Here is a 25,911-nt window from a genome sequence, read left to right as displayed (position 1 = left end):
CATCTTTAGAAAGAGTACTTTGGTTCAGTGGAAGATTGTGATGACTGCAAGCGTTCATTGCGTTCAAGCTCTTGCTTTGTCATTGCAGCAATTTCAGCTTCCACAGCGTCCTCAATACCGAAAATTTGTTGGAATAAACGTAACTGTTCATTTGCTTTTGATGAATTTGCCATTTCCTTAGCTTGTAAAATTGGTTCTTTTAACAATTGATTAATAATAGACTTTGTATGCTTACTTAAAATTTTACGTTCTCGATCCGTTAAATCTGGCATTTTATTTTCAATACTAATCATTGTCTCTTCTTGAATATGACTCGCTTTTTTACGTAATGCTGAGATGACAGGGACAACGCCAAGAGTGGCAACCCAATCTTTAAACTCTACAACCTCTTTACTAATCATTGAAGTAATATCAGCCGCAGCGTGTTCACGCTCAGCTAAGTTTGCTTCAACGATGCCTTGTAAATCATCTATATCATATAAGAAAACATTTGGTAAATCCCCAACATGTGGATCAATATCACGTGGAACTGCAATATCTACCATAAATAAAGGTTTACCTTTACGAAGACGTTCAACAAATTGCATCAATTCATAGTCAATAACATAATCTGTTGCACCTGTAGATGTAATTAAAATATCTGCTTCCAGTAACGAACATTGTAGTTCCTTCATAGATTTTGCTTCGCCGTGGAATTTAGCTGCTAGACTTTCTGCTTTTTCGAACGTACGGTTAATAACGGTTACTTTCCCTACACCGCTACCGTAAAGGTTCTCAATTGCAAGTTCTCCCATTTTTCCTGCACCTAAAATTGCCACATGTTTACGTTTTAAAGATCCGAATATTTTCTTTGCTAATTCAACTGCTGCATAAGAGACTGATACCGCGTTCTCACCGATAGCCGTTTCATTATGTGCACGCTTCGCAAATGTCACCGCTTGTTTAAATAGCTGATTGTATATCGTTCCTGTTGTTCCAATCTCTTGTCCATTTAAGAAGCTTTTCTTTACTTGTCCTAAAATTTGAGTTTCGCCAAGTACCATCGAATCAATTCCAGCTGTCACTTTAAATAGATGCTCGATGGCCTCATCTTCTTCACGAATTGTTAAATACGAAGAAAATGACTCCACAGGCAGGTCGAACCAATCTGCTAAAAATTGTTTAACAAAATGACGTCCAGTATGCAATTGATCAACTACTGCATAAATTTCTGTACGGTTACATGTCGAAACAATCACATTTTCTAATATACTTTTTTGTTTTTGTAGCGCTTCCATTGCCTGTGGTAGTTCACTCTCAATGAATGATAACTTTTCACGAATTTCAACTGGCGCTGTTTTATAATTCAAGCCTACTACGATGGCATGCATGAATAACACCTCTCACGTTCTAATTCATAAATCTCATTATAGCACAGTTCGACAAGAGTTCATCTATTATTTGTGAACATGTCATGAAGAACTGTAATTCGTCATCTACATTAGAATTATTATAAATTAAGTGTACCAAATTATACGTCCTGTTTCAAATTTAATGTTTGACCGTAAATTTTTATAAAGAATCAAGGTAAGCGATTCATTCCCGAAGTTAGGATAAAAATTTGTTGAAATATATGATGGGATAAGTTGATTGGAGTGAAGGCTGAACGCCCCCAGGAAGCTTTGCTCTGTGCGAAAGCGTAGTGCTAACGTAGCGGCAGCAACAATGTTTTATCTGTGCGAAAGCGAAGCGGCAGCAACAATGTTTTATCTGTGCGAAAGTGCAACGACAGCAACAATGTTTTATCTGTGCGAAAGTGCAACGACAGCAACAATGTTTTATCTGTGCGAAAGTGCAACGACAGCAACAACAAATGTTTTATCTGCGCGAAAGCGAAGCGTCAGCAACAATGTTTTATCTGTGCGAAAGTGCAACGACAGCAACAACAAATGTTTTATCTGCGCGAAAGCGAAGCGTCAGCGGCAAAGAGCCCAGCCGGAACGGAAATCAACCCCACGTTATGGTGAATGCTATAAAAATTAGTATTTAAAATCAAAAAAGCTGAACTAATTGTTAGAATTAGTTCAGCTTAAAAATAACTTTTATCTATTAATTTGTGATTGTCGTAGTTTTTAAAGCAATAATTTTACCATCTTTATCATATGCTACAAACTCAATTTCATCATTCACTTTGAAGTCCTGCATCGTTTGAACTGGTTTTGTTAGCATGTAGACACTATCACTACGCTTCGTCAATTCAAATTGTACATCACCACTTAGAGAAGAGAAACGTACATTTACCTTTGCAACATTAGCACAATTACCATCAATTCTAGCATTCATTGTAATATTGCCTTTGCGTAATGTGACAGTCGTTTCTTCAAATAAATCTTCAGGATTTACGCAACTTGAAGACGATGTTTTACATAGGATTGAATCTATAATTTTTTGGAATACTTGATGTAATTGTAAATTATCATTCGCATGATAATAGGCGCCACCAGTTTCAGTAGCCAACTGCGTTAAAATCGTATCATTGACTTGTGATTTTTTGCCCATACTAACTGTATAAACTTTAACACCTTGCTTTTTCGCATCATTCAGCACTTTTGTCATCTTCGATTTACTTGTCTTACCATCTGATATGACAATAATCGCTTTCGAAGTCTTCGCATCATTTGAGAATTTAGACAGTGCTAGTTCTACACCTGCAAAAATATCTGTAGCACCTTTCTCTTTCGATGCTTTATACAGATCCTTTTTCAACACATTTTCAGTACTGCCTTCTCCAAGTACAGTAGCTTTTGTATTTGTTTCAATAACAATATTGTTTTTAGCCTTAAGTTGATCGATTACTTCTATCATTTTCTTACCACGATAATTTGACTGGTCAGTACCTTTCATGGAAGCAGAGTAATCAACTACGTATGCGACTTCCGTTGCTAAAGAACAAGAATTTTTACTGAAGTAAGGATTAGTGAAGATTTCCTTAGTAAATGTATTATCTTTTAAATCTTTCAATATTGTTGCATAACGAGGATCAATTTTATTCACTAATGTTGCTTCAACTTTAGATTTCCCATAAATTACTGAGTCGAAGTAAGCTACAGCTGTTCCTGGTCCCCCTGTTTTATCTACATAATCCGAGGTATTTGTAACAAATGAAGCTGTTTTCTCAACACCGTTAAATTTAATTTTTACTGTTCCTTGATAGTCAGTAATAGGTTCTCCACCTGGTCTCACTAATGTAACCATTACTTTTGTATAACGATCTTTACCAGATGGTCTTGACGCCGCGTCCGCACTTTCCTTTAATGCTTCCACTCGTTTTTTATAGGCTTCTACTTGACCGAGCAATTTACCACCTTGGTATTTTAATAATACTGTTCGATCATAATTACTCAAACTTGTTAAAATAGCATAAATTTTCATCACACTATCATAATGCTCTAGCGTCAGTTGTTTTTCCTCTGGCATATAGCTCATAAGTTGAATAATAGAACCAACTGGGTTAATGTTCTCAACCTGTGAGGCAATCGCATCATCAATTCCTTGAATACGATAAATTGGACGCCCATCTTCTGAAATCATATACATAATTTCTATCGTCTTTTTATCATTCACAGAATCCTTTAAGCGTTTTTGAATAATCGTTTCAAATAGCCAGACTGAAATATCGTAGTTTTCAAATTGTAAAATGGCATTTTTATAACCTAAAGCAGGATATTTTTTATCACTACCACCATATTGTAAATAAACATTTTCAACTTTTCCTAAAGCATTCGTTACATTTGTTTGTTGTCCAATACTAAAGAGCTTTTCTTCCGGATCAATCCAATGGACATTAATTATGTTTTCTGTAAAGAACTCCGGTAATTTTTCAAACGGTACATATGGAGGCGTTACAGTTCCATTATCATCAGTATTTGCCGGATCATACACTTGGTAATCAATGCGCATTTCTGGCTGAGGCGAATAACGTACTTGTGCATTTAGTTTTTCACCCTCTAGACATTTCATAGCAGGGTCTGTGTTGTTAATAAGCTCAAACGAAATTGTATCACGTACAGATTTTGTTAGTTTTGGTGCAATAACAATTGCAGATACAGTTGAGCCGTCTGATTGTACATTACGAACAGCTTCACCTGATGTGTCAACGATTTTTGCACCATATGATGAAGTTACACGGAATGTGTAAGACTTATCGTCAGGAATTGGATCTCCTTTACAAGTCTTTAAAGATACAGTAATTAGCGTTGAATCTTGGTCATTTGCGATTAAATCTGGTTTTTCAACATCGATACTTTGTAGTGCATTATTGACATACTTTGGTCCAGTAAAATCGTTAGAATTGTCTTTCGGCTCTTCAAAGTCGGCGTTGTTTGAGCCCATGAAGCCTGGTGGTAAAGTGATTTTATCGTTATCACGGCCCGCTGCAGTACGTTTTATTCCTTGTACAGCAAAGTTGCCGCTTTGCACAGCACGATATAAAAATTCAGCAATATCTCCACGAGTTAGCTTTGTAGAAGGATTAAAATCGGCAAATGTCTTTTTACCAGTGCTTCCTGTTGAAATATCGTTTGTGTATAAATATTGAACTGCCTGAGGCTCATCAAAATCTAAGCCTTTAAAGGCAGCATAGATACGTGCAAACTGTCCGCGTGTAACAGCTTTTGAACGATTGGCTGTAGTATAGGTACCATTAAAAGGTAAATAAAAATCACTATAAAAATTATAAGCTACACTGTCGTTATATGTTAATGCATAGTTTTTATCAAGCTTTGCAAACATTACGACAAGCTCTCGCTCAGTGATCTGTTCACTAGGTAAAAAGTTATTAGCGCTATTCAATGAAAGTAAATCATTATCGACTGCCCATGAAATAGCTTTGTATTTACTATTATTTGTTGGTACATCATTAATTGTCGTAGCTGCCTGAGTAACAGCTGGAGTCGCTGTCACAAAGACTAGTACGAAACAAAGCAATGATAGAAATGCTTTTTTAGCATATGTCATTTGTTTCAGTCCTTTCTTTAATTAAAGAACAAGATATCGTCGCGATAGTTTTGTTTTAAGTCGTTTTCTAAATAATTTAAGAAACGTTCTAGTACAACAGATGCTTGTGCTCGTGTTAACGGTTGGTTCGGATTAAAACGACCTGTTACAGGATCACCAGTCATTAAACCTAATTCATTTGCTATGTAAATACCGTCTTTAGCGTACGATGGGATTTGTGCATCATCCGTAAATTTTGTTACATAACCTGGGTCTGGTGCTTTGTTTTCAAGCCCTAATGCACGCACAAAAATCGTAGCAGCTTGGGCACGTGTAATTGGATTATCTGGTTTAAAATACTCTGGCGTCACACCTTTAATAATTCCCTTTTTAACCGCAGATTCAATATAGGCATAATCTTTTGAAGAAGTTTTCACATCTTTAAAGATACTTGTAGCCGTTGTTTTTTTCGATTTGTTTTCTTCCATAACGCGCAAGTCAACTGCCTTACCAATGGCTGTTGTAAAATCAATTCGCTTCATTGGTGTATTTGGTGAGAAGAAGTTACTTGCATCAGAGTAAATTCCTAATGAGTATAATTTTTCAATAGCTCCCTTAGCGTAATGATTTGTTAAATCACGGAACTTAGGAATGATTAAACGTTCAATTGTTGGCATATATTCTTTGTCTAAGTCAACTGTACCTTTTTGTCCAGAGGCTAAATCATACGTATATTCAGAAATTACATCCTTGTTACTGAGAACTGCATAGCCCCCATCAAAGCTACCTAAACTCCCTAGATTTTCCTCGTAGTTTAGTACACGTGATTTACTTGTAGATAATCGATTTTTAACATGACTTGTCTTACCATCACTATAATTATATACAGATTCTGTAATTTGCGTTTCTGTTGCTCCCCAGAAGTTTTCATAGCCCGCATGTCGACTATCCGTATCAATCGTTACAGTATTTTTGACTGCATTTTTCCCAGTCCCAGTCTGATAAGCATATGTTTTTCTCGAAATCACATTCCCTGAGTAATAATCAGAGGCTGCACGATTGTCCGTTACTGTACCTTGAGAAAATTGGTAATCTACCAATGTGTATGTTATTTTCCCAACAACAATTTTCTCTGTATACTTTTTCACTACACCATTCGATGTTTTTTGACCAATCGAAGCATGATCTACCACATCAGATTCGTATGCAATATTTCGTGTCAGTGTAGCACCATTACTTGCTGTAAGCTTTAAACTATGTGTTTCAGTTACCTTACCTTTAGATTCTTTTTGTGAAATTTTAATGTCTTTACTAGTGCCTTTAAATATAATAGGTGTTCCTGTAATAAAAACAGCTTCCTCATATGTATACTCATTTTTTACTGCACCCGTTGTTTCTAATGTAGCAGCTGATGCATTTACTGGGATCGTAACTCCAATAACTACAAAAGCAAGAACAACTAACATTAATTTAGATAAATGTTTTCGCATTCGTTTTTGTGTCCCTCTCTTTCATTCAAATGCATACTTCATATATGAAGTTGTCAAATAGGTTGTTCAAATCAAACTTAAAATCTGCTCGTCTTCTGCAAGTATGCTTTTACGTTTCACATTACTAAAATAAAGAATACTATTAGCAGAAGATTTGCAGATTCTATTTTATTAATCAACTAATATAAAATGAGCTTTGCCAAAACGATCTGATAATACTACTAAACGATCAGCTGGGTTTAAATCAGATGGTTGAATAACTTTACCAGCTTTAATAAGCGTAGCTTGGTTAATATTCATATCCACCATTTCCCCTGCTTCATACCATCGACCATTTTGCCATTGACTAACGCTCTTCACATTAATCGTAGCTGGATATGTCGATTTTACTGACTGTAGTTTACCAGTTAACATCAATGGTGCAACAGGCTTAGCTTTATTCAGAATATGAAGGGCCTGTACATGTCCATCTTTCACATAGAAATAACCATATTCACCTTCAGATAAATGAAGCTCAATATCAGGGACTACACTATATGTTTTGTTGCCATCATCGACCATTGCCTTCGTTGAATTACTAACTGACAGTACAGTACGATCTGTTTTCTTGAAAACATTTGACTCGATCTTCATTGCGTCATCAATTTCAATTAAATAGCCGTCCGCTTGTGATAAACGTCCATAATATAATTCATGCCCTGCTAAGTTTGGTGACATAAAGCTGTCACTTGTTACTTGTACAACTTGTGCATAATGATCACGCGCAGCGCCATCTGAAATAACAAACGCCGTACCATAAGCCATCAATCCAGTAGGCTCAATTAAACGACCATTTCGAATTAATATCGTTCCATCGTGGAAGTACAATGTACCTGCCGATTTAAGTTTTAATAATTTATATTCTGTATCTACAGAAAGCATAGGCTCATAATAAGTACGCTCGTTATTTTTCAAAACAACAATCTTCTCAATGACTTCTTTGCCGAATTGTTTAACGGTCGCATAGTATGCTTCACTGCCAATATAATTTTTTAGTTGGCCTTTTTCAATCTTTGTATTTCCAACATAAATCGGTACCTTTGATGTAAAATCCATCGTTGATAAAGCTGTTGTTGTGCTTGAGCCAAATTGCCAATTTATAAATGCATGTTGATTTTTGACAGTTAACTTATTTGTATTGGCATTAACTGCTTGTATTTCACCTTTATATAGGTTTTCAACTAATGTACCTGTCTCACTAATTTCTATTTTTGTGACAATGGATGTGTTTTGGTTTTTAAGATTAAGCTTTACACGATCCCCTACGTACAGTGCACTAATATCGACAGCTGAAGAGTTCTTTTGATAAGTTGTATCTTTATTGATATAGTAGGTTGTTTCCTCCCCAATATCTGGCTTCAGGATTATGAATAACCCATTTGGATCGATACTTGTCACTACTCCAGCAAGTTTTTTAGTATTTTGTACACCTGGTGTAGATTCTGTTTCTTTTTCTTTTTCGGTTGTGGTATTGGAAGTACCTCGTAGCTCAACAACACTTCGAAGGGAAATATCCGCTTCTACTTTCATACCCATCTTAAATCCTTCAATTGTTGTTACTGTATTATTAATATACAGACGGGCATTATCATTTATATTGTATGTAACTGTACGACCGCTATCATTTTGCAAAGTAATTTTACTAAGCTTTTTTTCTATTACTCCATTAGAATTTGCATATTCTGAAAATGTTACATCAACAAAAGTCCCAGTTACCATTTGCGCAGCATGAGCTGGTTGATTTGATGAAAATCCGAGAATCGTTAGTAATACAATCAGTAGTATGTATGGAATTTTCTTCAACAAATCCCGCCTCCTTTAAAAGTTGTTATTTATAATAGTATATCGTATTATTGGTAGTTTTTCCTATTTAAAAAGTTACAAATTAGCATATTGTCCTTTTTTTATAACAGCTACCATTAGATATAAAGATAGAGGTAGCTTCTCACTTCAAGCTACCTTTTCCTTCATCACACTTGAATGTCAATTGTATGTCCAGATGTCGGATGTGGAGCATCTAACATTTCAACTAACTGTTCAGAATTTTGTTGCTGCATGTCCATAGCTTGCTTTGTTACAGCTAGCGATACATTTTGCATTAAAGTCGCTTGATTCATTGCAATTGATAAAGCCGCGATATCCATATAGTCCACCTCCTATCTGATTTATCGGTCAAATGTTTCAATCATCAAGCGATTTCCCCTTTTTTCTACATAATTTTCTGTTGCTCTCGCTACTGGGAACCTCCACAGCTTTCGTAACATAAAAAAACATCTACTGTCCTAAATATTAGACGCAATAGATGTTTTTTTTATCTCCATTCAGCAGATCTTTTCTGTGTGAAAGCGAAGCGACAGCAACAAAATGTTTTAGTAGCAAAAGAAAACGTCAGTTACAGAGGACTCCTACCTCTAAAGGTGGTAAGTTGAAATGCGGATGTAGTTCCTTTTTCAGTGGGTGTCCAAACACTACTGAATGAAGATAAATATCCTCTGGAGGATGTCATTACATTTTATTTTCGATAGTACGCCAAGCTTCTTCAAAGCCAATTCCTTTTTCTGAAGAAAAAACAATAATTGGATCATTTTTCTCCATATCTAGCGTTTCTTTCACGATTTTTTTATGCTTATCCCATTTACCTTTTGGAATTTTATCTGCCTTTGTTGCAATGACAATACAAGGAATATTGTAATGCTTTAAAAAATCATACATCAAACGATCATCAGCTGTAGGGGGATGACGTAAATCAACAATTTGTACGACTGCCTTTAATTCATTGCGCCCTGTAAAATAGCGCTCGATCATTTTTCCCCATGCTTCACGCTCAGTCTTTGAAACCTTTGCATAACCATAGCCCGGAACATCTACGAAAAACAACTGTTCTTCGATTTTGTAAAAATTAAGCGTTTGTGTTTTTCCGGGTTTAGAAGAAATACGTGCTAAAGCTTTACGACCGATCATTCGGTTAATGAAGGAAGATTTCCCTACATTTGAACGACCGGCTAGTGCAAATTCTGGCAGTCCATCTTCTGGATATTGGTCTGGTCTTACAGCACTTATGACCATTTCGACATTATGGACTTTCATGTTCTTAAAAACCTCCGTCCAGTGCATGGGCCAATACTTCGTCAGCCGATGACACTAGTTTAAATGTTAGTTGTTCGCGTACACTTTCAGGAATATCTTCAATATCTCGCTCATTATCTTTTGGACAAATAATTGTTGTTAATCCTGCTCGATGCGCACTAAGTGTTTTTTCCTTTAAGCCACCAATTGGCAGTACACGACCACGTAATGTAATTTCACCTGTCATGCCAACCTCGCGGCGTATTGGACGATGTAAAATTGCGGAAACAATTGCGGTTGCCATTGTAATACCTGCTGAAGGTCCATCTTTTGGCACAGCTCCTTCAGGAACATGAATATGAATATCTTGTGTTTCAAAATATTCAGCATCCACTTTGAGCTCGTCCGTCTTTGTACGAACATATGATAAAGCCGTTTGAGCAGACTCCTTCATGACATCTCCTAGCTTCCCAGTTAGCTGCAATTTCCCTTTACCAGGTGTTAATGATACCTCAATTTGCAATGTATCACCACCCACAGTTGTATAAGCAAGCCCAGTAGCTACACCGACTTGATTTTCTTTCTCTGCTTGTCCATAACGGAAGCGATGTTTGCCAAGTAACTCTTCTAGTGACTTTGAGCTAACTGTTACTCGTTTCTTCTCACCAGAAACGATGATCTTAGCAATTTTACGACATAGTGTTGCGATTTGACGCTCTAGTCCTCGGACACCCGCTTCACGTGAATAATAACGAATAATATCTATTACCGCTTCATCTTTAATAATAACTTGTGTTTTTTTCAAGCCATGCTCTTTTAATTGTTTTGGTATTAAATGATTTATTGTTATTTGCACCTTTTCAATTTCTGTATAGCCAGCAATTGAAATTACTTCCATACGATCTAGTAACGGTCCAGGAATTGTACTTAAATCATTGGCAGTTGCAATAAATAATACATTTGATAAATCGTAAGGTTCTTCGATGTAATGATCGCTAAATGTATTATTTTGGGCTGGATCTAAAACTTCAAGCATTGCTGCTGCAGGATCTCCCCTAAAATCATTAGACATTTTATCAATTTCGTCTAGTAAGAACACGGGATTAATCGTCCCGGCCTTTTTCATACCTTGGATAATACGACCTGGCATTGCCCCAACATACGTACGACGATGACCACGAATTTCTGATTCATCACGTACCCCACCTAATGAAATACGGATAAATTTACGATCCAAGCTTTCCGCAATAGATCGAGCTAGCGACGTTTTACCGACACCTGGAGGGCCAGCTAAACATAATATTGGTCCACGTAACGAGTTTTTCAACTGTCGTACAGCCAAATATTCCAATACACGTTCTTTTACTTTTTCTAATCCATCATGATCACGATTTAAAATGTTTTCTGCATGTTCGATATTCATACGATCCTCAGTCGCATTTGTCCATGGTAGCGCTACAATCCAATCAATGTAGTTTCGGATTACGCCACTTTCTGCACTAGCTCCTGGTAACTTTTCATAGCGATCTAACTCTTTAAGCACTGCTTCTCTCGTTGATTCAGGCATTCCTGTTTCGTCAATACGCTTACGTAATTCAGCTACTTCGCCAGTTTTTCCTTCACGATCCCCTAGCTCTGTTTGAATAGCTTTCATTTGTTCACGTAAATAATATTCTTTTTGCGTACGTTCCATAGATTGCTTAACTTTTGTATTAATTTTCTTCTCAAGATCAAGCACTTCTTGCTCGTCGTGCAAACGAATAATTAAATGATCTAGACGTTTTTTGACACTGAGCATCTCCAATACTTCTTGTTTATCAGCAATCTTAATTGGCAAATGTGATGCAATGATGTCTGCTAAACGACCCGGCTCTTCAATGTCTACCACAGTATTAATGGTTTCAGATGTAATCTTATTAGAGGCTTTCGCGTATTTTTCGAAATACGTTAACAACGTGCGCATTAAAGCCTGTGTTTCAACATCCTTATCGATTGGTTCATCCTTAACATCGATGTCTACAACCGTATATTTTTCCAACGCTTGATAGTTACTCCACGAAGCACGGGCTACACCTTCCACTAAAATACGTAGTGTTCCATTTGGTAATTTTAGCATCTGCTTAACATATGCAATCGTGCCAATTGTATATAAATCTTGTTCATCAGGCTGTTCATCATGCATTTCTTTTTGTGTTACCAATAATATCAATTGGTCCTCTAACATTGCCTGTTCTAGCGCTGCTACAGAACGATTTCTACCCACATCAATATGTAACACCATCGACGGGTATACTAAAAGTCCACGTAAAGGCAATAATGGTACATTTGTTGTTTTTTGTATTGTCACCATGCGGGTATTCACCTCCGTCAAAATTTTCTTATTCACATCCCGCGCTACTAGTATGTGTCTAAAAAGTCGATTCACACTAGTTTATCAAGCGAGCCAGAAATTTCATTTTTTATAGCCGGCTTTATGTATGAATGAATAAAAAGCTGACTATCGATATGTGCGAATATTGCACAATCGAAGTCAGCTAAATTACTCTTTATCTCATAACAATAGACAGCCACGCTGTTCGTTATGCTGAAGTTTTTGTGTCGCTACCTTCATCGAGTTCCGTGCCATCTTCAAGAAGCAATTTCGGTTTTTCTTTATCCGTAATTGTTTTTGCAGTAATGATACATTTTTTCACGTCTTCACGTGAAGGTAATTCGTACATTACCTCAAGCATTGTTGACTCAATAATTGAACGAAGACCACGTGCACCCGTTTTACGTTCAATTGCTTCTTTTGCAATTTCCGCAAGGGCACCTTCATCAAACTCAAGCTCAACACCATCGAGTTCAAGCATTTTTTGATATTGCTTAGCTAGTGCATTTTTAGGCTCTGTTAAAATTTGAACAAGCGCAGCCTCGTTTAATTGCTCTAGACTTGCAAGTACTGGTAATCGACCGATGAATTCTGGTATAAGACCAAATTTCAACAAATCCTCTGGAATCAGCTTTGCCATTATTGAGCCTTCATCCACATCGATTTTGTTTGGATCTGAACCAAAGCCAATTACTTTTTCACCCTGACGACGTTTAATAATGGATTCTATTCCATCAAACGCTCCACCCACAATGAATAAGATGTTTGTAGTATCGATTTGTAAAAACTCTTGGTGAGGGTGCTTACGTCCGCCTTGTGGTGGGACACTCGCAACTGTTCCTTCTAAAATTTTTAGAAGGGCTTGTTGTACACCTTCACCTGATACATCACGTGTAATAGATGGATTTTCAGATTTACGCGCAACTTTATCGATTTCATCAATATAGATGATTCCTTTTTCAGCACGCTCAATATCGTAATCTGCCGATTGAATTAATTTTAATAAGATATTTTCAACGTCCTCACCTACATAGCCAGCCTCTGTTAGAGAAGTAGCATCCGCAATAGCAAAAGGAACGTTTAATATACGCGCCAATGTTTGAGCTAATAAAGTTTTACCGCTACCAGTTGGGCCGATTAACACAATGTTCGATTTTGCTAATTCTACATCATCAATTTTACTATTCGTATTAATGCGTTTGTAGTGATTGTAAACCGCAACTGCTAAAGCTTTTTTAGCACGTTCTTGTCCAATTACATACTCATCTAAAATCGATAAGATTTCTTTCGGTTTCGGAATATCTTGGAATTCGATTTCCTCTTCAACGCCCAGTTCCTCTACAACGATTTCTGAACAAAGCTCGATACATTCATCACAAATATAAACACCAGGACCTGCAACTAATTTACGCACCTGTTCTTGTGGCTTTCCACAGAATGAGCATTTTAAATTGCCTTTTTCATCATTAAATTTGAACAATATGTTTCACCCCTATTCAAGCAACAATCTTACAAGATTATTGAATCTTTATCAAATAAATTGTCTGCACCCATTTACACCACGGCGTTTATGGTCCGAGATTTTAAAATATGTTTACGACATGCAAAGTGCGGAAACACTGATATTTACCGTAAAGCTAGTAATTATTTAACTTGATGAATTTACAATTATACCTTTCATTTCCACATATGTGTAACAATTCGTTCTTCAGAAACTCTTAGCTACCAAAGAACTTACGCTTTTCTTAAAATCTTTTACATTTGCCAGAGGCTTAACTTCATTCAGAAGAGGATGTATTTGCTATAGTGTTTAAAACTTCAGAGCATTGTTTCTCAATTGGAAGAGTGAGACATTTTTTATCTTCATTCAGTAGATGTTTGGACATCCACTGAATGAAGATAAAAAACTTAGCTCTGCTCTGCTGAATGAAGATCAATTATGCCTCGGCATAATTGCGTCCTGATTCGGCTTTGTGCTTAGGCCTGCACGAGGGCCGACACGATGTCGGTCATTTTGGTAATGCCACAGGACGTGGCGTTATTACCGATGCAGGTCAGTTAGCCGTTATCGCATGGATGCGATGGTTTTAGGCTAACATCCCCTAAGAACTCCTTACCGAATCCGTGACATCTGCCAGGGGCTTTAACTTATTTCAGTGGATGTTTGGACACCCGCTGAAAAATAACTTAAACCTGATTTCACCTCACCACTTATAGAGGTGGGAGACTTCAACTGAAATAAGTTAAAATTTAGCATCGTGTGAAAAGTCAAACAATACTATGTATAAGAGAAGTGTAAAGGCTCTGCTTACCCCTCTTCAAAAAAGTACTTCCTTTGGGAGAATGCTTTTTGCGGTGAAAATAGTCGTAACATCCATTAACTATGTCCAACCAAACCTAAGGGGAATCTGGCTTAACCTAAACAAAATATATGTGATAAAACAAGGCACGGTTTAATGCCGTACCTTGTTTTCATTTATCTATCCAGTTACAAAAAAATCCTATTCAGTAATTTTAGCGTTTTCTACTAAAAATTCAACTGTTTTTTGAATTTTAATGTCGTTTTCAAGAACTGTAGTACCACCTAAAGCTCCTGTAATTTGCTCTTTTGTCATGTTGAATTGAGCAGCCATTTTTTCTAATTCAGCTTCGATATCAGCTTCAGTAGCTTCAATTTTTTCTGCTTCAGCAATTGCTTCAAGTGTTAAAGATACACGTACACGGCTTACTGCTTCTTCTTTCATTTGTCCACGTAAATCTTCTTCTGATTGACCTGAGAATTGATAGTAAAGGTCTAAGTTCATACCTTGCATTTGTAAACGTTGACCAAATTCTTGTAACATACGATCAGTTTCAGAGTTAATCATACCAGCTGGCACTTCGAATTCTGCATTTTCAGCAGCTTTTTCTACTAATTCATCACGAAGAGTTGCATCTGATTCTGATTGTTTTTGGTTAGCAGTTTGCTCTTTGATTTTAGAACGTAAAGCTTCAACGCCATCAACTTCTGGGTCTACTTCTTTAGCGAACTCGTCGTTTAATTCTGGAAGAACTTTTGTTTTAACTTCTTTTACAGTTACTTTGAAAGTAGCTTCTTTACCAGCTAATTCAGCTGCATGGTATTCTTCTGGGAAAGTAACAACTACGTCTTTTGATTCGCCAGTTTTCACACCTACAAGTTTCTCTTCAAAGCCTGGGATGAATGAACCTGAACCGATTTCTAGTGGGTAGTCTTCACCTTTACCACCTTCAAATGCTTCTTCACCTACGAAACCTTCAAAGTCGATAACAGCTGTATCGCCTTCTACGATTGCTTCGTCTTCTTTAATTTCAAGCTCTGCTTTACGAGCTAATTGTTCTTGAATTTGCGCTTCTACTTCTTCATCAGTAACTTCTACTGCTAGTTTCGCAACTTCTAAACCTTTGTACTCACCAAGTTTTGGCTCTGGTTTAACAGTTACTTGAGCAGTAAATGCGAAATCTTTACCATGTACAAAGTTTTCTGTACCAGAAATCTCTGGGTAGTCAACTGGCATAATACCAGCTTCATCGATCGCTTTTGCATAAGCATCAGGAACGATGATTTCTAATGCATCTTGGTATAAAGATTCGATACCAAAGCGTTGTTCAAACATTTTACGAGGCATTTTACCTTTACGGAAACCTGGTACGTTAATTTGTTTTACAACTTTTTTGAATGCTTGATCCATTGCTGCGTCTACTTCTGCAGCTGGTACCTCGATTGTAAGAGTACCGATATTACCTTCTTGTTTTTCCCATTTTGCTGACATGTATAAATACCTCCAAATAAATAATCAAGTTTAAAATGTTAGACAATTCATTCGTAACTACGATTTTGACAACCATTTTAGTATAACATAGATGCGTATAGTTTCAACTTATTTCATACTTCATGTAGTTCCGTTAGTTTTTCTAACATTTGTAAAAAGTCGATGATTTCATAGTCCATTTCCTGCACTTTTCCAAGCATGGATTGTACAAAATCAATATAACCATAGGCAATATCATCGGCTTCGAATGAGTGCCATTCAAACGGATACGTCACAATGGCATGCTTTGCCATTAAATATTGTACCATTTCCTGCGTCGATGGGTCTTGCTCTAATTTACTTTCAATTATTTTTTTTACTTCCCCATACTGTGGCAATTGATTTGGTAGTACTAAATTAATAGGATTAATAGTCATTGTTTTATTAAACTTTGAAACAGTAATCTCAATTGAGACTTCTTGTTCCACTAATAATATTAGTGCTAAGCTCTGGACGAATGGATGGATCGTTGGACATTCAATAATAGCTTTCAATGCCGTTTTTAATTGTCGTACATTCGTATCCATTAAGCGATGTAATCGAATAGATTGTTCGTCTGGTGTTAATGCACTAAATTCTGACAGTGCGAATTCTTGCTCTTCTAACAATCGTTGTGCATCCTCTTTTTTTTGGAGATTCTTAGCTACTTCTTGATTCAAGCTTCTCAAACGTTCAAATTTCTCTAGCTGATCTATCGGAAATGCATTTTCTTCAATTAATGTCGTAATTAACGACTCTACTTGATGGAATTCCTTTAGCTGCATACATACAGTAACATACAGTTCCATTACTTCCACATATAATGTCGTTCCCATAGCAAGCAATTGCTCACAAACATTTTTAACTTTATCATATACCTTTAATTCGTATAAAGCATATGCATAGGCACTTAATGCTAATTCATCCCCATCTTCATATAAAAATGCTTTTTCAAAGCTTGCCACTGCCTCTTCATATTGATAATTTTCCGCATACATATGTGCTTCACGTATTAATGTTTGAAAAGCACCAGGAAATACAACAATATTGTCATGTTTTACAACATGTCGTTTTCGTTTCGTCATTCCCCTCACCTCTTTACTACTATTTTCTTATAAGGTCTTATACTAGCTCATCACCTAGGGTTGATTGACTCAAAGAGTCACAAACTCTTCACTCCAATCAACTTACACGGCATTCACTTTAACAAATGTCATCTTCAACTTTCGGTGATCAATCTAACCCCTGTTTATTTTTAACGAAAAGTCATCGCTCTAAGTATCGACAAAAAGATATGCAACAAATCTTACAGCACTATTAACCGAATCTTCATTATAGTAAATGGCTGTTCGGTATAAAGTCAGCCGTTATATTGTAACCAGGATGAGACATACTTAAATAGGTATGTCTTGCTATTGTGCAATCCTTCATAAGTCTATCCCTTTTTGTTGCTTTTCTATCATACCAACTTTATATAAATTCTGGAATTCCCATTGTAAATATACTCCTATATCACTAGAAAACTTCACAATTCAGCAAACTTGTCTTTGAAAGGCTATAATGAAAAGACTTAGCTCCATAGTAAGCAATTTTAAAAAAAGTAGTTGCAAAGACAAGTGATCTTTAAGGAACACGTAATAAAAATTGCTCTTATAGAGAACCTAACTTAACTTTTGGGGGAATTATATATGATTATCAAAAATGCATTACAATCATTTTCAACTATGACACATTCAGCACGCCAACAATTTATGTTACAAGAAGGCGATTGGTTGTTACAAGAAATGTTAACGCACATCGGTTCACCAGATGCAGAACTACGAGACCAATTAATTTATCGTACTTTTATTGATATACTCAGCGACAATTTACTGAGCACCCAACAGCTACAAAATTTATTTGATACAACGACAAGCGACGATTTTTTATATAGAAGCATAGGCGAAGAAATGACAGATAGTGTCTTTACACGTTCGTTTTCCGCTTTACTTGTAGCAAATCTTCTTACAAAGGATGCCGAACTACTGATTTTAAATGATGATCGTCTACAAATTTTCTTCCAAAAGATTGGTCGTTATTTATTATTGGAAAAAGATACGAGAGGTCATGTTCAAGACAAGGGGTGGGCGCATAGTATTGCACATGGTGCCGATTTAGCAGCAATGACAATTAAACATCCTAAGTTTGATTTACAGCATGCACCTTCAATCTTACATGCATTGAAACTTGTTTCATGGAAAGGTACTGTCTTTGTCAACGATGAAGAGGAACGCTTAGTTAATATAGTTGAAGCGTTATTGACTTGTGACTACTCCGAGGAAGCATTAATAGAATTTATCGAGCAAGTATTCGATAAATTTGAAATTCATTTAATGACACAAGGCTATAACGAATCCTTTTTTAGTGGACGTACATGCACATTAAATTTAATGAAAACATTGTATTTTGCCTTAAAAATGAATAACCTAGCCCCAAAACTTCAAAATACTATCTATGGACAAGTAGCAAAATGGCTAAAGCTAGGGGCATAGAAATTCACTTTCTTTCTGCTTAGAACATCTATTTTCGTCCTCATAACCTAAATTTAGCAAACTAGGAATATTCTTAGTTTGCTTTTTTACCCTAATGCATTTTTTTACTTTTCAGATAAAACATATCGCCCCTAATATATGGTATTAAGTAGTTATATTAACATAATTAATACCAGTTTCCAAAAACCCCCTTTACAATCATTCCTTACATTGAGAATATATCCTGATATACCCTTTTTATCGCCTTTCGTCTACCCCTTTTTTTTAGAAAACGCAACAAAAAAGCATTCAATCCCTTAAACTAGCGGTGATTTTATTACAAATTGACGTCTAAAATGTGAAATGATATTTTCACAAAAAAAACTATTTACTTAGTTAAAGATGATAAACTCAGTATTTTCAACGTTTTAACAGTGTTTATTTTATAAAACACAATAATACCAATATTGAAATAACATTTTTTGTTCAAAAAATGTTCATATTCATCCCCTGTTTGCTATTAATTCAATAACAAAATAATTTTTTTTCTTCGAAACGAGGCGTATAATCACTGTTGCAAACATCAACATTTGTGTCTCTCGATTTTGACAACATAGTCTAAAAATCGTTGCACAGATTAATAACTTTGCGAACGCTTGCACTAGACCAATCAAATACTAGATTCAATGTTTCATATTGAACCATATCATTGTAAGTATTTCTGATTATTCGATTGGTACAACTACTTAAAAGAGGTGACCTTATTACCCACTATTTGTAAATTCGAAATCTATATTCAAACACATGCAATTTATGAATAGCCGTTTTATAGAAAGGAGTCAAACATGAAGAAAAAGTTAAGCTTAATGTTTATTGCATTTGGTGCGTTAGCAATTCTTACTGGCTGTGAACCATTAACAGTCTTTGATACAAAAGGACCGAATGCCAAAACATTATCAGACACAATTATTTTATCCATTATTACAATGGCCTTTATATTACTAGTCGTGTATGTGCTTTTAGCATTTATGCTAACTAAATACCGTGCTTCAAAGGCACCAGCCGATTACGAGCCTCCTCACGAAGAGGGTAGTCATCTACTTGAAATTACATGGACAGTTATTCCGATTATCATCGTAGCATTCTTAGCTGTTGTTACTGTAAAAACAACAAGTACAGTAGAGTCTCAACCAGAAGGGTATGACAATAAAGAGCCACTTGTTATTTACGCATCATCTTCTAACTGGAAATGGCACTTTAGCTACCCAGAGCAAGGGATCGAAACTGTGAACTATGTAAATATGCCAATTGACCGTCCAATTGAGTTCAAACTTTACTCATTCGGACCAATCACAAGTTTCTGGATTCCTCAGTTAGCTGGTCAAAAATATGCGATGAGTGACATGTTAACAACTATTCACCTTGCTGCAGATGAGATTGGCTCATTCATGGGTCGTAACTCTAACTTTAGTGGTCGTGGTTTTGCTGAAATGGAATTTGAAGCGCAAACGATGACACAAGCAGACTTCGACAAATGGGCTGCCGATGTAAAAGCAAACGAAAAACCATTAACAGAAGAAAAATTTGATGAACTATTAGCTGCTGAACACGTTGGTCGTTCAAGCTATTCATCTACACACTTAGAATTTAGCCCTGCTCCAATGGAACACAGTGAACACATGAAGAAGGGCAATATGGATCACAGTGACATGGATCACTCTGAAATGAATCATGAGGATCATTCACAAGAAAAATCTGAAGAAACACATTCACATTAATTTTTATACTTGAAAGGAGCGCATCCAATGAGCATGGAAGAAATTTTCCATCCACTAAAAGAACCGATGATTTTGGGAGCAGCTATTAGTATCATAGTTGGAGCAGTGGTTATCGCAGTTGGCCTTACTTATTTCAAAAAATGGGGCTATTTCTACAAAAACTGGCTATCTACTGTTGACCATAAAAAAATCGGTATTATGTATATCGCCACAGCACTTTTGATGCTATTCCGCGGTGGTATCGATGCATTGTTAATGCGTGCACAAACTGCAGTTCCTGATAATGGACTTCTTGATGCACAACACTATAATGAGATTTTCACAACACACGGTATAGTCATGATTTTATTCATGGCAATGCCATTCGTAATTGGTTTAATGAACATTGTTATCCCACTGCAAATTGGTGCACGTGACGTTGCCTTCCCACGTCTGAATGCAGTCAGCTTCTGGTTATTTGCTGCTGGTTGTGGCTTATTAAACCTATCATTTATCATCGGTGGTTCACCAGATTCTGGTTGGACAGCCTACTTCCCTCTAGCTGGGACAGAATTTAGTCCGACTGTTGGGAACAACTACTATTCTTTAGCTTTACAATTATCAGGGATTGGTACGTTACTGACTGGTGTTAACTTCATCACGACAATCATTAAAATGCGTGCACCTGGTATGACATTAATGAAAATGCCAATGTTTAGTTGGTCAATTTTAATCACAAACGTTATTATCGTATTCGCGTTCCCAGTGTTAACTGTAGCGCTTGCATTAATGATGTTTGACCGTCAATTCGGTACACAATTCTTTGCCATGCAAAATGGTGGTATGGACATGCTTTGGGCCAACCTATTCTGGGTTTGGGGACATCCTGAAGTTTATATCGTTATCCTACCTGCTTTCGGTATCTTCTCAGAAATCATTGCGACATTTGCACGTAAAAACTTATACGGCTATAAATCAATGGTTATGAGTATGGTTGTTATTTCGTTACTATCATTCTTAGTATGGGCCCACCACTTCTATACAATGGGTCACGGCGTTATGGTAAACAGCTTCTTCTCTATTACAACAATGGCGATCGCTGTTCCAACAGGGGTTAAAATATTTAACTGGTTGCTCACAATGAGGCACGGTAAAATTCAATTTACAACTCCGATGCTTTATGCACTTGGATTTATTCCAATCTTTACAATTGGTGGGGTTACAGGGGTAATGCTAGCAATGTCAAGTGCTGACTATCAATATCATAATACGATGTTCTTAGTTGCCCACTTCCACTATGTATTAATTCCAGGTACAGTATTCGGTGTACTTGCAGGTTACCATTACTGGTGGCCAAAAATGTTCGGTTTCAGATTGAATGAAAAACTAGGGAAAGCTGGTTTCTGGTTTATCGCAATTAGCTTCAACGTAGCTTTCTTCCCTCTATTTATTTTAGGTTTAGATGGTTACGCTCGTCGTATGTACACTTACTCTGAGTCAACTGGATATGGTCCATTGAGCATGGTATCGTTCATCGGTGCACTTGGTCTTGCTGTCGGCTTCGCGTTAATTGTTTATAACATTTACTACAGCTGGAAACATATGCCACGCAACGAAAAAGCAGATGTTTGGGATGGTCGTTCGTTAGAATGGGCTACTCATTCTCCAGTTCCTGAATACAACTTTGCAGTAGTTCCGACTGTTTCACGTTTAGACGAATTCTGGTTCGCTAAAAAAGAAGGTCGTGATATTACAGCAGGTAAGATCGAAAAAATTCATATGCCTAACAACACTGGCGCACCTTTCTGGATGAGTGGATTCTTCTTCCTTGCAGCATTCTTCGCTGTATTTAGTCTATGGACTCCAGCCATCATTAGTATGCTTTGTGTATTTGGCTTTATGATACATCGTTCATTTGAAGACGATCATGGTCGTTACATTTCAGTTGAAGAAGTTATGGCAACTGAAAAAAGCTTGAGAGGTGATAAATAAAATGAAAATCGATTCTTCACTTCCATTAGAATATAGTACAGAGGAAAATCGCCTGAAAATCTTTGGTTTCTGGATTTTCCTTGGTGCCGAAATCATGTTATTCGCCACACTATTTACAGTGTATTTCACACTTGAAACACGTACTGGTAGCGGCCCAACTGGCACAGAAATTTTTGAATTAACTCCAGTATTATGGGAAACATTCTTATTATTATCAAGTAGTTTCACAATTGGTCTTGGTGTTCATGCAATGCGCCTTGGCAATAAAAAAGCTATGATGACATTTTTCATCATCACGCTTATTTTAGGTCTTGGCTTCTTAGGCATTGAGATTGATGAGTTTGTCACTTATGTTCATGAAGGTGCTACAATTCAAACTAGCGCATTCTTATCTGCATTAATGACTTTACTTGGTACGCACGGCGCCCACGTAACATTTGGTTTCTTCTGGGGCGTTGCAATTTTAATCCAAGTAGCAAAACGTGGTTTAAACCCACAAACGGCTAACAAAGCGTTTATCTTCTCACTGTACTGGCACTTCCTAGACGTTGTTTGGATTTTCATCTTCAGCTTCGTCTACTTGAAAGGACTGATTAGCTGATGAAGGATTTATTCCCAAAACAACATGTGATGGGCTTCGGCTTCTCACTATTACTAACAATTGTAGCTTTATCTGTTGTTAAATTTGATATGTCATTTAACATGGCATTTGGTATTTTACTAGTGACTGCTATTGCACAAGCAACTGTACAATTAGTATTATTCATGCACATCGGTGAATCTGAAGATAAGAAAACGTTATATACAACGATTTTATATGCAGTATTCGTAGGTATTGTTACTATCCTAGGTACATTATTCGCAATGATCTGGGGCTATAACTGATAAAAAAAGTCGAGAAAATGCTATCATTTTCTCGGCTTTTTCTTTTCTGAAAAATAGTATTTTCATTAAATGAACAATATCTCCTACTCTACAAGCAATTAAGCCTCGAACACTGGATCAACACTACAAACTGAACTCACCTATTTCAAATCATTTGATACCTATAGCAAGAAACTAATCTACTAGCGATTTGTATCAGCACTATTGTGATACAAAACTAAATGAATTTTTAAAACAACACTATTATTCATGTACTATTTTTTCTTGTACTTAGTGTGCAAGAAGGCCATATTAATAAAGGTATACATTGGGTATTTACTATTATTTTAATATTATAATAGTATTTTTTTCAAAATAACGAAACTTTTCCTTTTATAGTAATGTATACTAATAGATATTGTTTTTTATTAAGAATAGGAGATGAAATTAATGAAGAAAGTTTTTAAAGTTTTAAGTGTTGGAGCACTAGCACTAACACTAGCAGCTTGTAACAGTAGCGCTACCCCAACGAAAGACACATCTAAAAAAAGTGATCTCACTTTAGAGCAAGTATATGACAAAGCGGTAGAACGCCAAGCTGACATTAAAAGCGTAAGTGCAACAATGGAGATGTCTCAAAAAACAAAAGCTGGATCAGGTGATCAAGCTATGGAGATTGCCATGGATTCAAAAATGGAGATGGATGTAATTTCTGATCCACTTGCTGCGCACATTACAGGATCAATGACAGTGCCTGATATGGCTAGTGAAGATAAAAAAACTATGGATATGCCGATCGATATGTACATGAAGAAGGAACAAGGCTTTTTCATGAAGGATCCAACAACTGAAAGCTGGTTTAAATTACCAAGCGAACAGTTTGATGCAATTTTAGAGCAAACTGCATCATCTGCAAACGCTAAAGAACAATTAGAACAGCTTAAAGAGTTTATTGGTGATTTCAAATTCGAGCAAAATGATGATGCATATATTTTAACTTTAGACGCAAAAGGTGATAAATTTAAAGAACTTATCGATTCTGAAATGCAAAAGTCAATGAAAGACCTTGGTCTTGAAGAAAATCCACTTGATAACATAACAATCGATAAAATAAACTATGTTCTACAAATCGATAAAGAAACTTTCGATACAGAAAAAATGGATATGAATTTTGATTTAAAAATGAAAGTTGAAGATCAAGAAATCTCAACTTCAACAAAATCAGTTGTGACTTATACTGAATTCAATCACCTAAAAACAATCGACATTCCACAAGACATTATCGATAACGCAGCAACACCTGGACAATAATTAAACATCTATCTTCAAAGTCTATAAAAAAGAAATCTGCCTGCTTCCTATAGGAATGCATGCAGATTTCTTTTTACTTGGAATGCCATTTCAATTAAAGAAATCTTATATCTTAAGTGTACACCCTTTTTATTAACTTATTAACGAACAATTAGAACATCGCATTTAGCGTGTCGGACGATTCTCTCTGCAACTGAGCCTAGTACCATTTTCTCCATCCGATTCAACCCTGTTGCGCCACATACGATTAAGCTAACACCAGGTAGTTCAGTTAAAATCCCTTTCGGAGAACCAGTTACTACAACTGCTCCTACCTCTTTTACTCCTGCTGCTAAAACTTTCTTTTTTAGCTCTTCCATTTTATTTGAGTTGTCGTTTTTCAATTCCTCAGCGTATTTTAAATCATAGGCTGAAATTGCCCCAAAGGACTTTGTATCAATAACGTTAACTAATTCTAAAGCGGCATCATACTGTAAAGTTAATTCAATAGCTTGTTCCAATGCTTTTAATGATTGTTCTGAAAAGTCAATTGCCACTGCAATTTTTTTATAATTTGTAGTCATAGTAGATCTCCTTGTCCATCAACATAATTGAATGTTACTTATTTCATTATATCACAAATGGAATACAATACAGTTATTGTCATAATCTACCCTAACGTAGCCCTAGTTTTATTATTGGCCGTTGTAAAGAGCTGAGCAACCATCCCTTGCCGTTTTTCGCTACCATCAAATCGGCCTTTCACTTTAATACAGAGCATCCTACGAACAGCAGCATTGTTAGCCATTTCGAGATACTGGCTTTCTTCACCCTTTTCATTTAACTCCAAAAGAAAAAGACGTCACTTAGACGCCTCCCCTATTATGCTTTCAAACTCTAATATTTCACCTTTAGCCTTTGTTTTTTCCAGCACCTCTAAATACTCTTCTTTTCGATTGATGAGTCGTTCCTGCTGCAATTTTTGGTATGAATTAAGAAAATCATAACTAGCTGCTTTTTCCATTAACTCACCTCATATAGTTTGTTTTATTGTCACTATTATAATGTTGGTATTTTTTTCTGACAATTATATTTTTAATTTTTGATTATTACGTACCAATTGCACGAAGGCTAAAAGGTATATATTATTGGCTCAACATTCATATTTATCTAAACTTCTTAGACATATTCCCTATGTAGAGTAATTTAACTTTAGTTTCAATCCACGATCTTTGTATCTAAACTCAATGGAAAAATAGACGAATAAAAATCCGCCAGACTTTTCCTGCCTAGCGGATTTTATATTACTTAGACTATAAGTGAACTGTTACATGACGATTTAAAACATATTTAGCTGCCTCAACATATTCGGCAATTGCTCTTTTACTAACTGCCGCTTCTGGAACGATGCTTTCAAAGGCATGATAACAGCTCGGATACAAATGGAATTCAACATCAACGCCAGCCTGACATAGCTTCGTTACATATTGTAAAGTTTCATCTCGGAAAGGATCTAATTGGCCACTACATGTATAAGTGAATGGTAAGCCAGATAAGTCTTCTGCTCTTGCAGCTGCAGCATATTGTGACATATTATCACTATCATTCTGCAGTAGCCCTTAAAAATCCTTTCATTCTAGATTTAGATTGTTATACGTATATTCATAGTTCATTCCGAGCTTATCTAAAATTCGGATAGATGCCACGTTATCAGGATGAACAACAGCGATAATTTTAGGTAAACCAATA

20 protein-coding genes and 1 pseudogene are annotated in these 25,911 nt (G+C 36.2%); 7 read left to right on the top strand and 14 right to left on the bottom strand.

The annotated features are described in order from the left end of the window. Positions 1 to 5 precede the first annotated feature (5 nt). Positions 6 to 1,370, bottom strand: a complete 1,365-nt coding sequence (gene hemA / locus ACB089_RS06700) for a glutamyl-tRNA reductase (RefSeq protein WP_374965765.1) — start codon at positions 1,368 to 1,370, stop codon at positions 6 to 8. 298 nt (positions 1,371 to 1,668) lie between these two features. Between hemA and ACB089_RS06695 the strand changes: the two genes are divergently transcribed. After that, entirely contained in the window at positions 1,669 to 2,022 is a 354-nt protein-coding gene (locus tag ACB089_RS06695) for a hypothetical protein (RefSeq protein ID WP_374965764.1), read from the top strand. A gap of 66 nt (positions 2,023 to 2,088) precedes the next feature. On the opposite strand, the gene ACB089_RS06690 is transcribed toward ACB089_RS06695, so the two are convergent. The 9 genes from ACB089_RS06690 to ACB089_RS06650 all read right to left on the bottom strand — a co-directional run bounded on the left by ACB089_RS06690 (position 2,089) and on the right by ACB089_RS06650 (position 16,834). Beyond that, positions 2,089 to 4,995: a VWA domain-containing protein gene (locus ACB089_RS06690; protein WP_374965763.1), complete on the bottom strand. Its 2,907-nt coding sequence runs from the start codon at positions 4,993 to 4,995 to the stop codon at positions 2,089 to 2,091. A 17-nt stretch (positions 4,996 to 5,012) separates the two neighbouring features. Further along, positions 5,013 to 6,464 (bottom strand): S-layer homology domain-containing protein, encoded by a 1,452-nt coding sequence (locus tag ACB089_RS06685; protein WP_374965762.1) that lies wholly within the window; start codon positions 6,462 to 6,464, stop codon positions 5,013 to 5,015. Between the two features lie 171 nt (positions 6,465 to 6,635). After that, a complete protein-coding gene (locus ACB089_RS06680; RefSeq protein ID WP_374965761.1) occupies positions 6,636 to 8,306 on the bottom strand; it encodes a hypothetical protein in 1,671 nt (556 codons plus the stop codon). Between the two features lie 167 nt (positions 8,307 to 8,473). Continuing rightward, complete coding sequence (locus ACB089_RS06675; protein WP_083226928.1) at positions 8,474 to 8,647, bottom strand: YjfB family protein; 174 nt, start codon at positions 8,645 to 8,647, stop codon at positions 8,474 to 8,476. 361 nt (positions 8,648 to 9,008) lie between these two features. After that, the gene (gene yihA, locus ACB089_RS06670; protein WP_368635762.1) at positions 9,009 to 9,590 is read right to left on the bottom strand and encodes a ribosome biogenesis GTP-binding protein YihA/YsxC; all 582 of its coding nucleotides are present in this window, start codon (positions 9,588 to 9,590) and stop codon (positions 9,009 to 9,011) included. Positions 9,591 to 9,594: 4 nt separating this feature from the next. Beyond that, a complete protein-coding gene (lon, locus tag ACB089_RS06665; protein ID WP_374965760.1) occupies positions 9,595 to 11,919 on the bottom strand; it encodes an endopeptidase La in 2,325 nt (774 codons plus the stop codon). Between the two features lie 229 nt (positions 11,920 to 12,148). Beyond that, complete coding sequence (gene clpX / locus ACB089_RS06660; protein WP_374965759.1) at positions 12,149 to 13,420, bottom strand: ATP-dependent protease ATP-binding subunit ClpX; 1,272 nt, start codon at positions 13,418 to 13,420, stop codon at positions 12,149 to 12,151. Positions 13,421 to 14,441: 1,021 nt separating this feature from the next. Then, positions 14,442 to 15,731 (bottom strand): trigger factor, encoded by a 1,290-nt coding sequence (gene tig, locus ACB089_RS06655; RefSeq protein WP_374965758.1) that lies wholly within the window; start codon positions 15,729 to 15,731, stop codon positions 14,442 to 14,444. A 113-nt stretch (positions 15,732 to 15,844) separates the two neighbouring features. Then, positions 15,845 to 16,834, bottom strand: coding sequence for a hypothetical protein (locus ACB089_RS06650; protein WP_374965757.1), 990 nt, complete (start codon positions 16,832 to 16,834; stop codon positions 15,845 to 15,847). A gap of 603 nt (positions 16,835 to 17,437) precedes the next feature. On the opposite strand from ACB089_RS06650, the gene ACB089_RS06645 reads away from it, so the two are divergent. From ACB089_RS06645 to ACB089_RS06620, 6 genes are all read left to right on the top strand, one after another. After that, complete coding sequence (locus ACB089_RS06645) at positions 17,438 to 18,280, top strand: DUF2785 domain-containing protein (protein ID WP_374965756.1); 843 nt, start codon at positions 17,438 to 17,440, stop codon at positions 18,278 to 18,280. An 824-nt stretch (positions 18,281 to 19,104) separates the two neighbouring features. Then, positions 19,105 to 20,037, top strand: coding sequence for a cytochrome aa3 quinol oxidase subunit II (gene qoxA / locus ACB089_RS06640; RefSeq protein ID WP_374965755.1), 933 nt, complete (start codon positions 19,105 to 19,107; stop codon positions 20,035 to 20,037). A 27-nt stretch (positions 20,038 to 20,064) separates the two neighbouring features. Next, positions 20,065 to 22,008, top strand: a complete 1,944-nt coding sequence (gene qoxB, locus ACB089_RS06635; protein ID WP_374965754.1) for a cytochrome aa3 quinol oxidase subunit I — start codon at positions 20,065 to 20,067, stop codon at positions 22,006 to 22,008. 1 nt (position 22,009) lies between these two features. After that, complete coding sequence (gene qoxC, locus ACB089_RS06630; protein WP_374965753.1) at positions 22,010 to 22,609, top strand: cytochrome aa3 quinol oxidase subunit III; 600 nt, start codon at positions 22,010 to 22,012, stop codon at positions 22,607 to 22,609. Then, a complete protein-coding gene (gene qoxD, locus ACB089_RS06625) occupies positions 22,609 to 22,893 on the top strand; it encodes a cytochrome aa3 quinol oxidase subunit IV (protein ID WP_374965752.1) in 285 nt (94 codons plus the stop codon). The genes qoxC and qoxD overlap by 1 nt, the downstream gene beginning before the upstream one ends. A gap of 429 nt (positions 22,894 to 23,322) precedes the next feature. Beyond that, positions 23,323 to 24,183 (top strand): DUF6612 family protein, encoded by an 861-nt coding sequence (locus ACB089_RS06620; protein ID WP_374965751.1) that lies wholly within the window; start codon positions 23,323 to 23,325, stop codon positions 24,181 to 24,183. Between the two features lie 140 nt (positions 24,184 to 24,323). Here the strand turns inward: ACB089_RS06620 and ACB089_RS06615 are convergent, their stop codons facing one another. The 4 genes and pseudogenes from ACB089_RS06615 to ACB089_RS06600 form a co-directional block, all read right to left on the bottom strand. After that, the gene (locus tag ACB089_RS06615) at positions 24,324 to 24,746 is read right to left on the bottom strand and encodes a universal stress protein (protein WP_374965750.1); all 423 of its coding nucleotides are present in this window, start codon (positions 24,744 to 24,746) and stop codon (positions 24,324 to 24,326) included. A gap of 278 nt (positions 24,747 to 25,024) precedes the next feature. Continuing rightward, positions 25,025 to 25,186 carry a hypothetical protein gene (locus ACB089_RS06610; protein ID WP_368635750.1) on the bottom strand — a complete coding sequence of 54 codons (162 nt, stop codon included), beginning with the start codon at positions 25,184 to 25,186 and terminating at the stop codon, positions 25,025 to 25,027. Between the two features lie 289 nt (positions 25,187 to 25,475). Beyond that, positions 25,476 to 25,772 (bottom strand): annotated as a pseudogene (locus ACB089_RS06605) (alpha/beta hydrolase fold domain-containing protein); the annotation flags it as partial. A 21-nt stretch (positions 25,773 to 25,793) separates the two neighbouring features. Then, positions 25,794 to 25,910, bottom strand: coding sequence for a GNAT family N-acetyltransferase (locus ACB089_RS06600; RefSeq protein WP_374967519.1), 117 nt, complete (start codon positions 25,908 to 25,910; stop codon positions 25,794 to 25,796). Position 25,911: the final 1 nt, after the last annotated feature.

The sequence above is a fragment of the Lysinibacillus sp. RS10 genome (genome assembly GCF_041956855.1).
Lineage (GTDB): Bacteria > Bacillota > Bacilli > Bacillales_A > Planococcaceae > Lysinibacillus > Lysinibacillus xylanilyticus_A.
The sequence above is the reverse complement of the archived record's forward strand: the minus strand, read 5'-3'. Positions and strand labels throughout refer to the sequence as shown.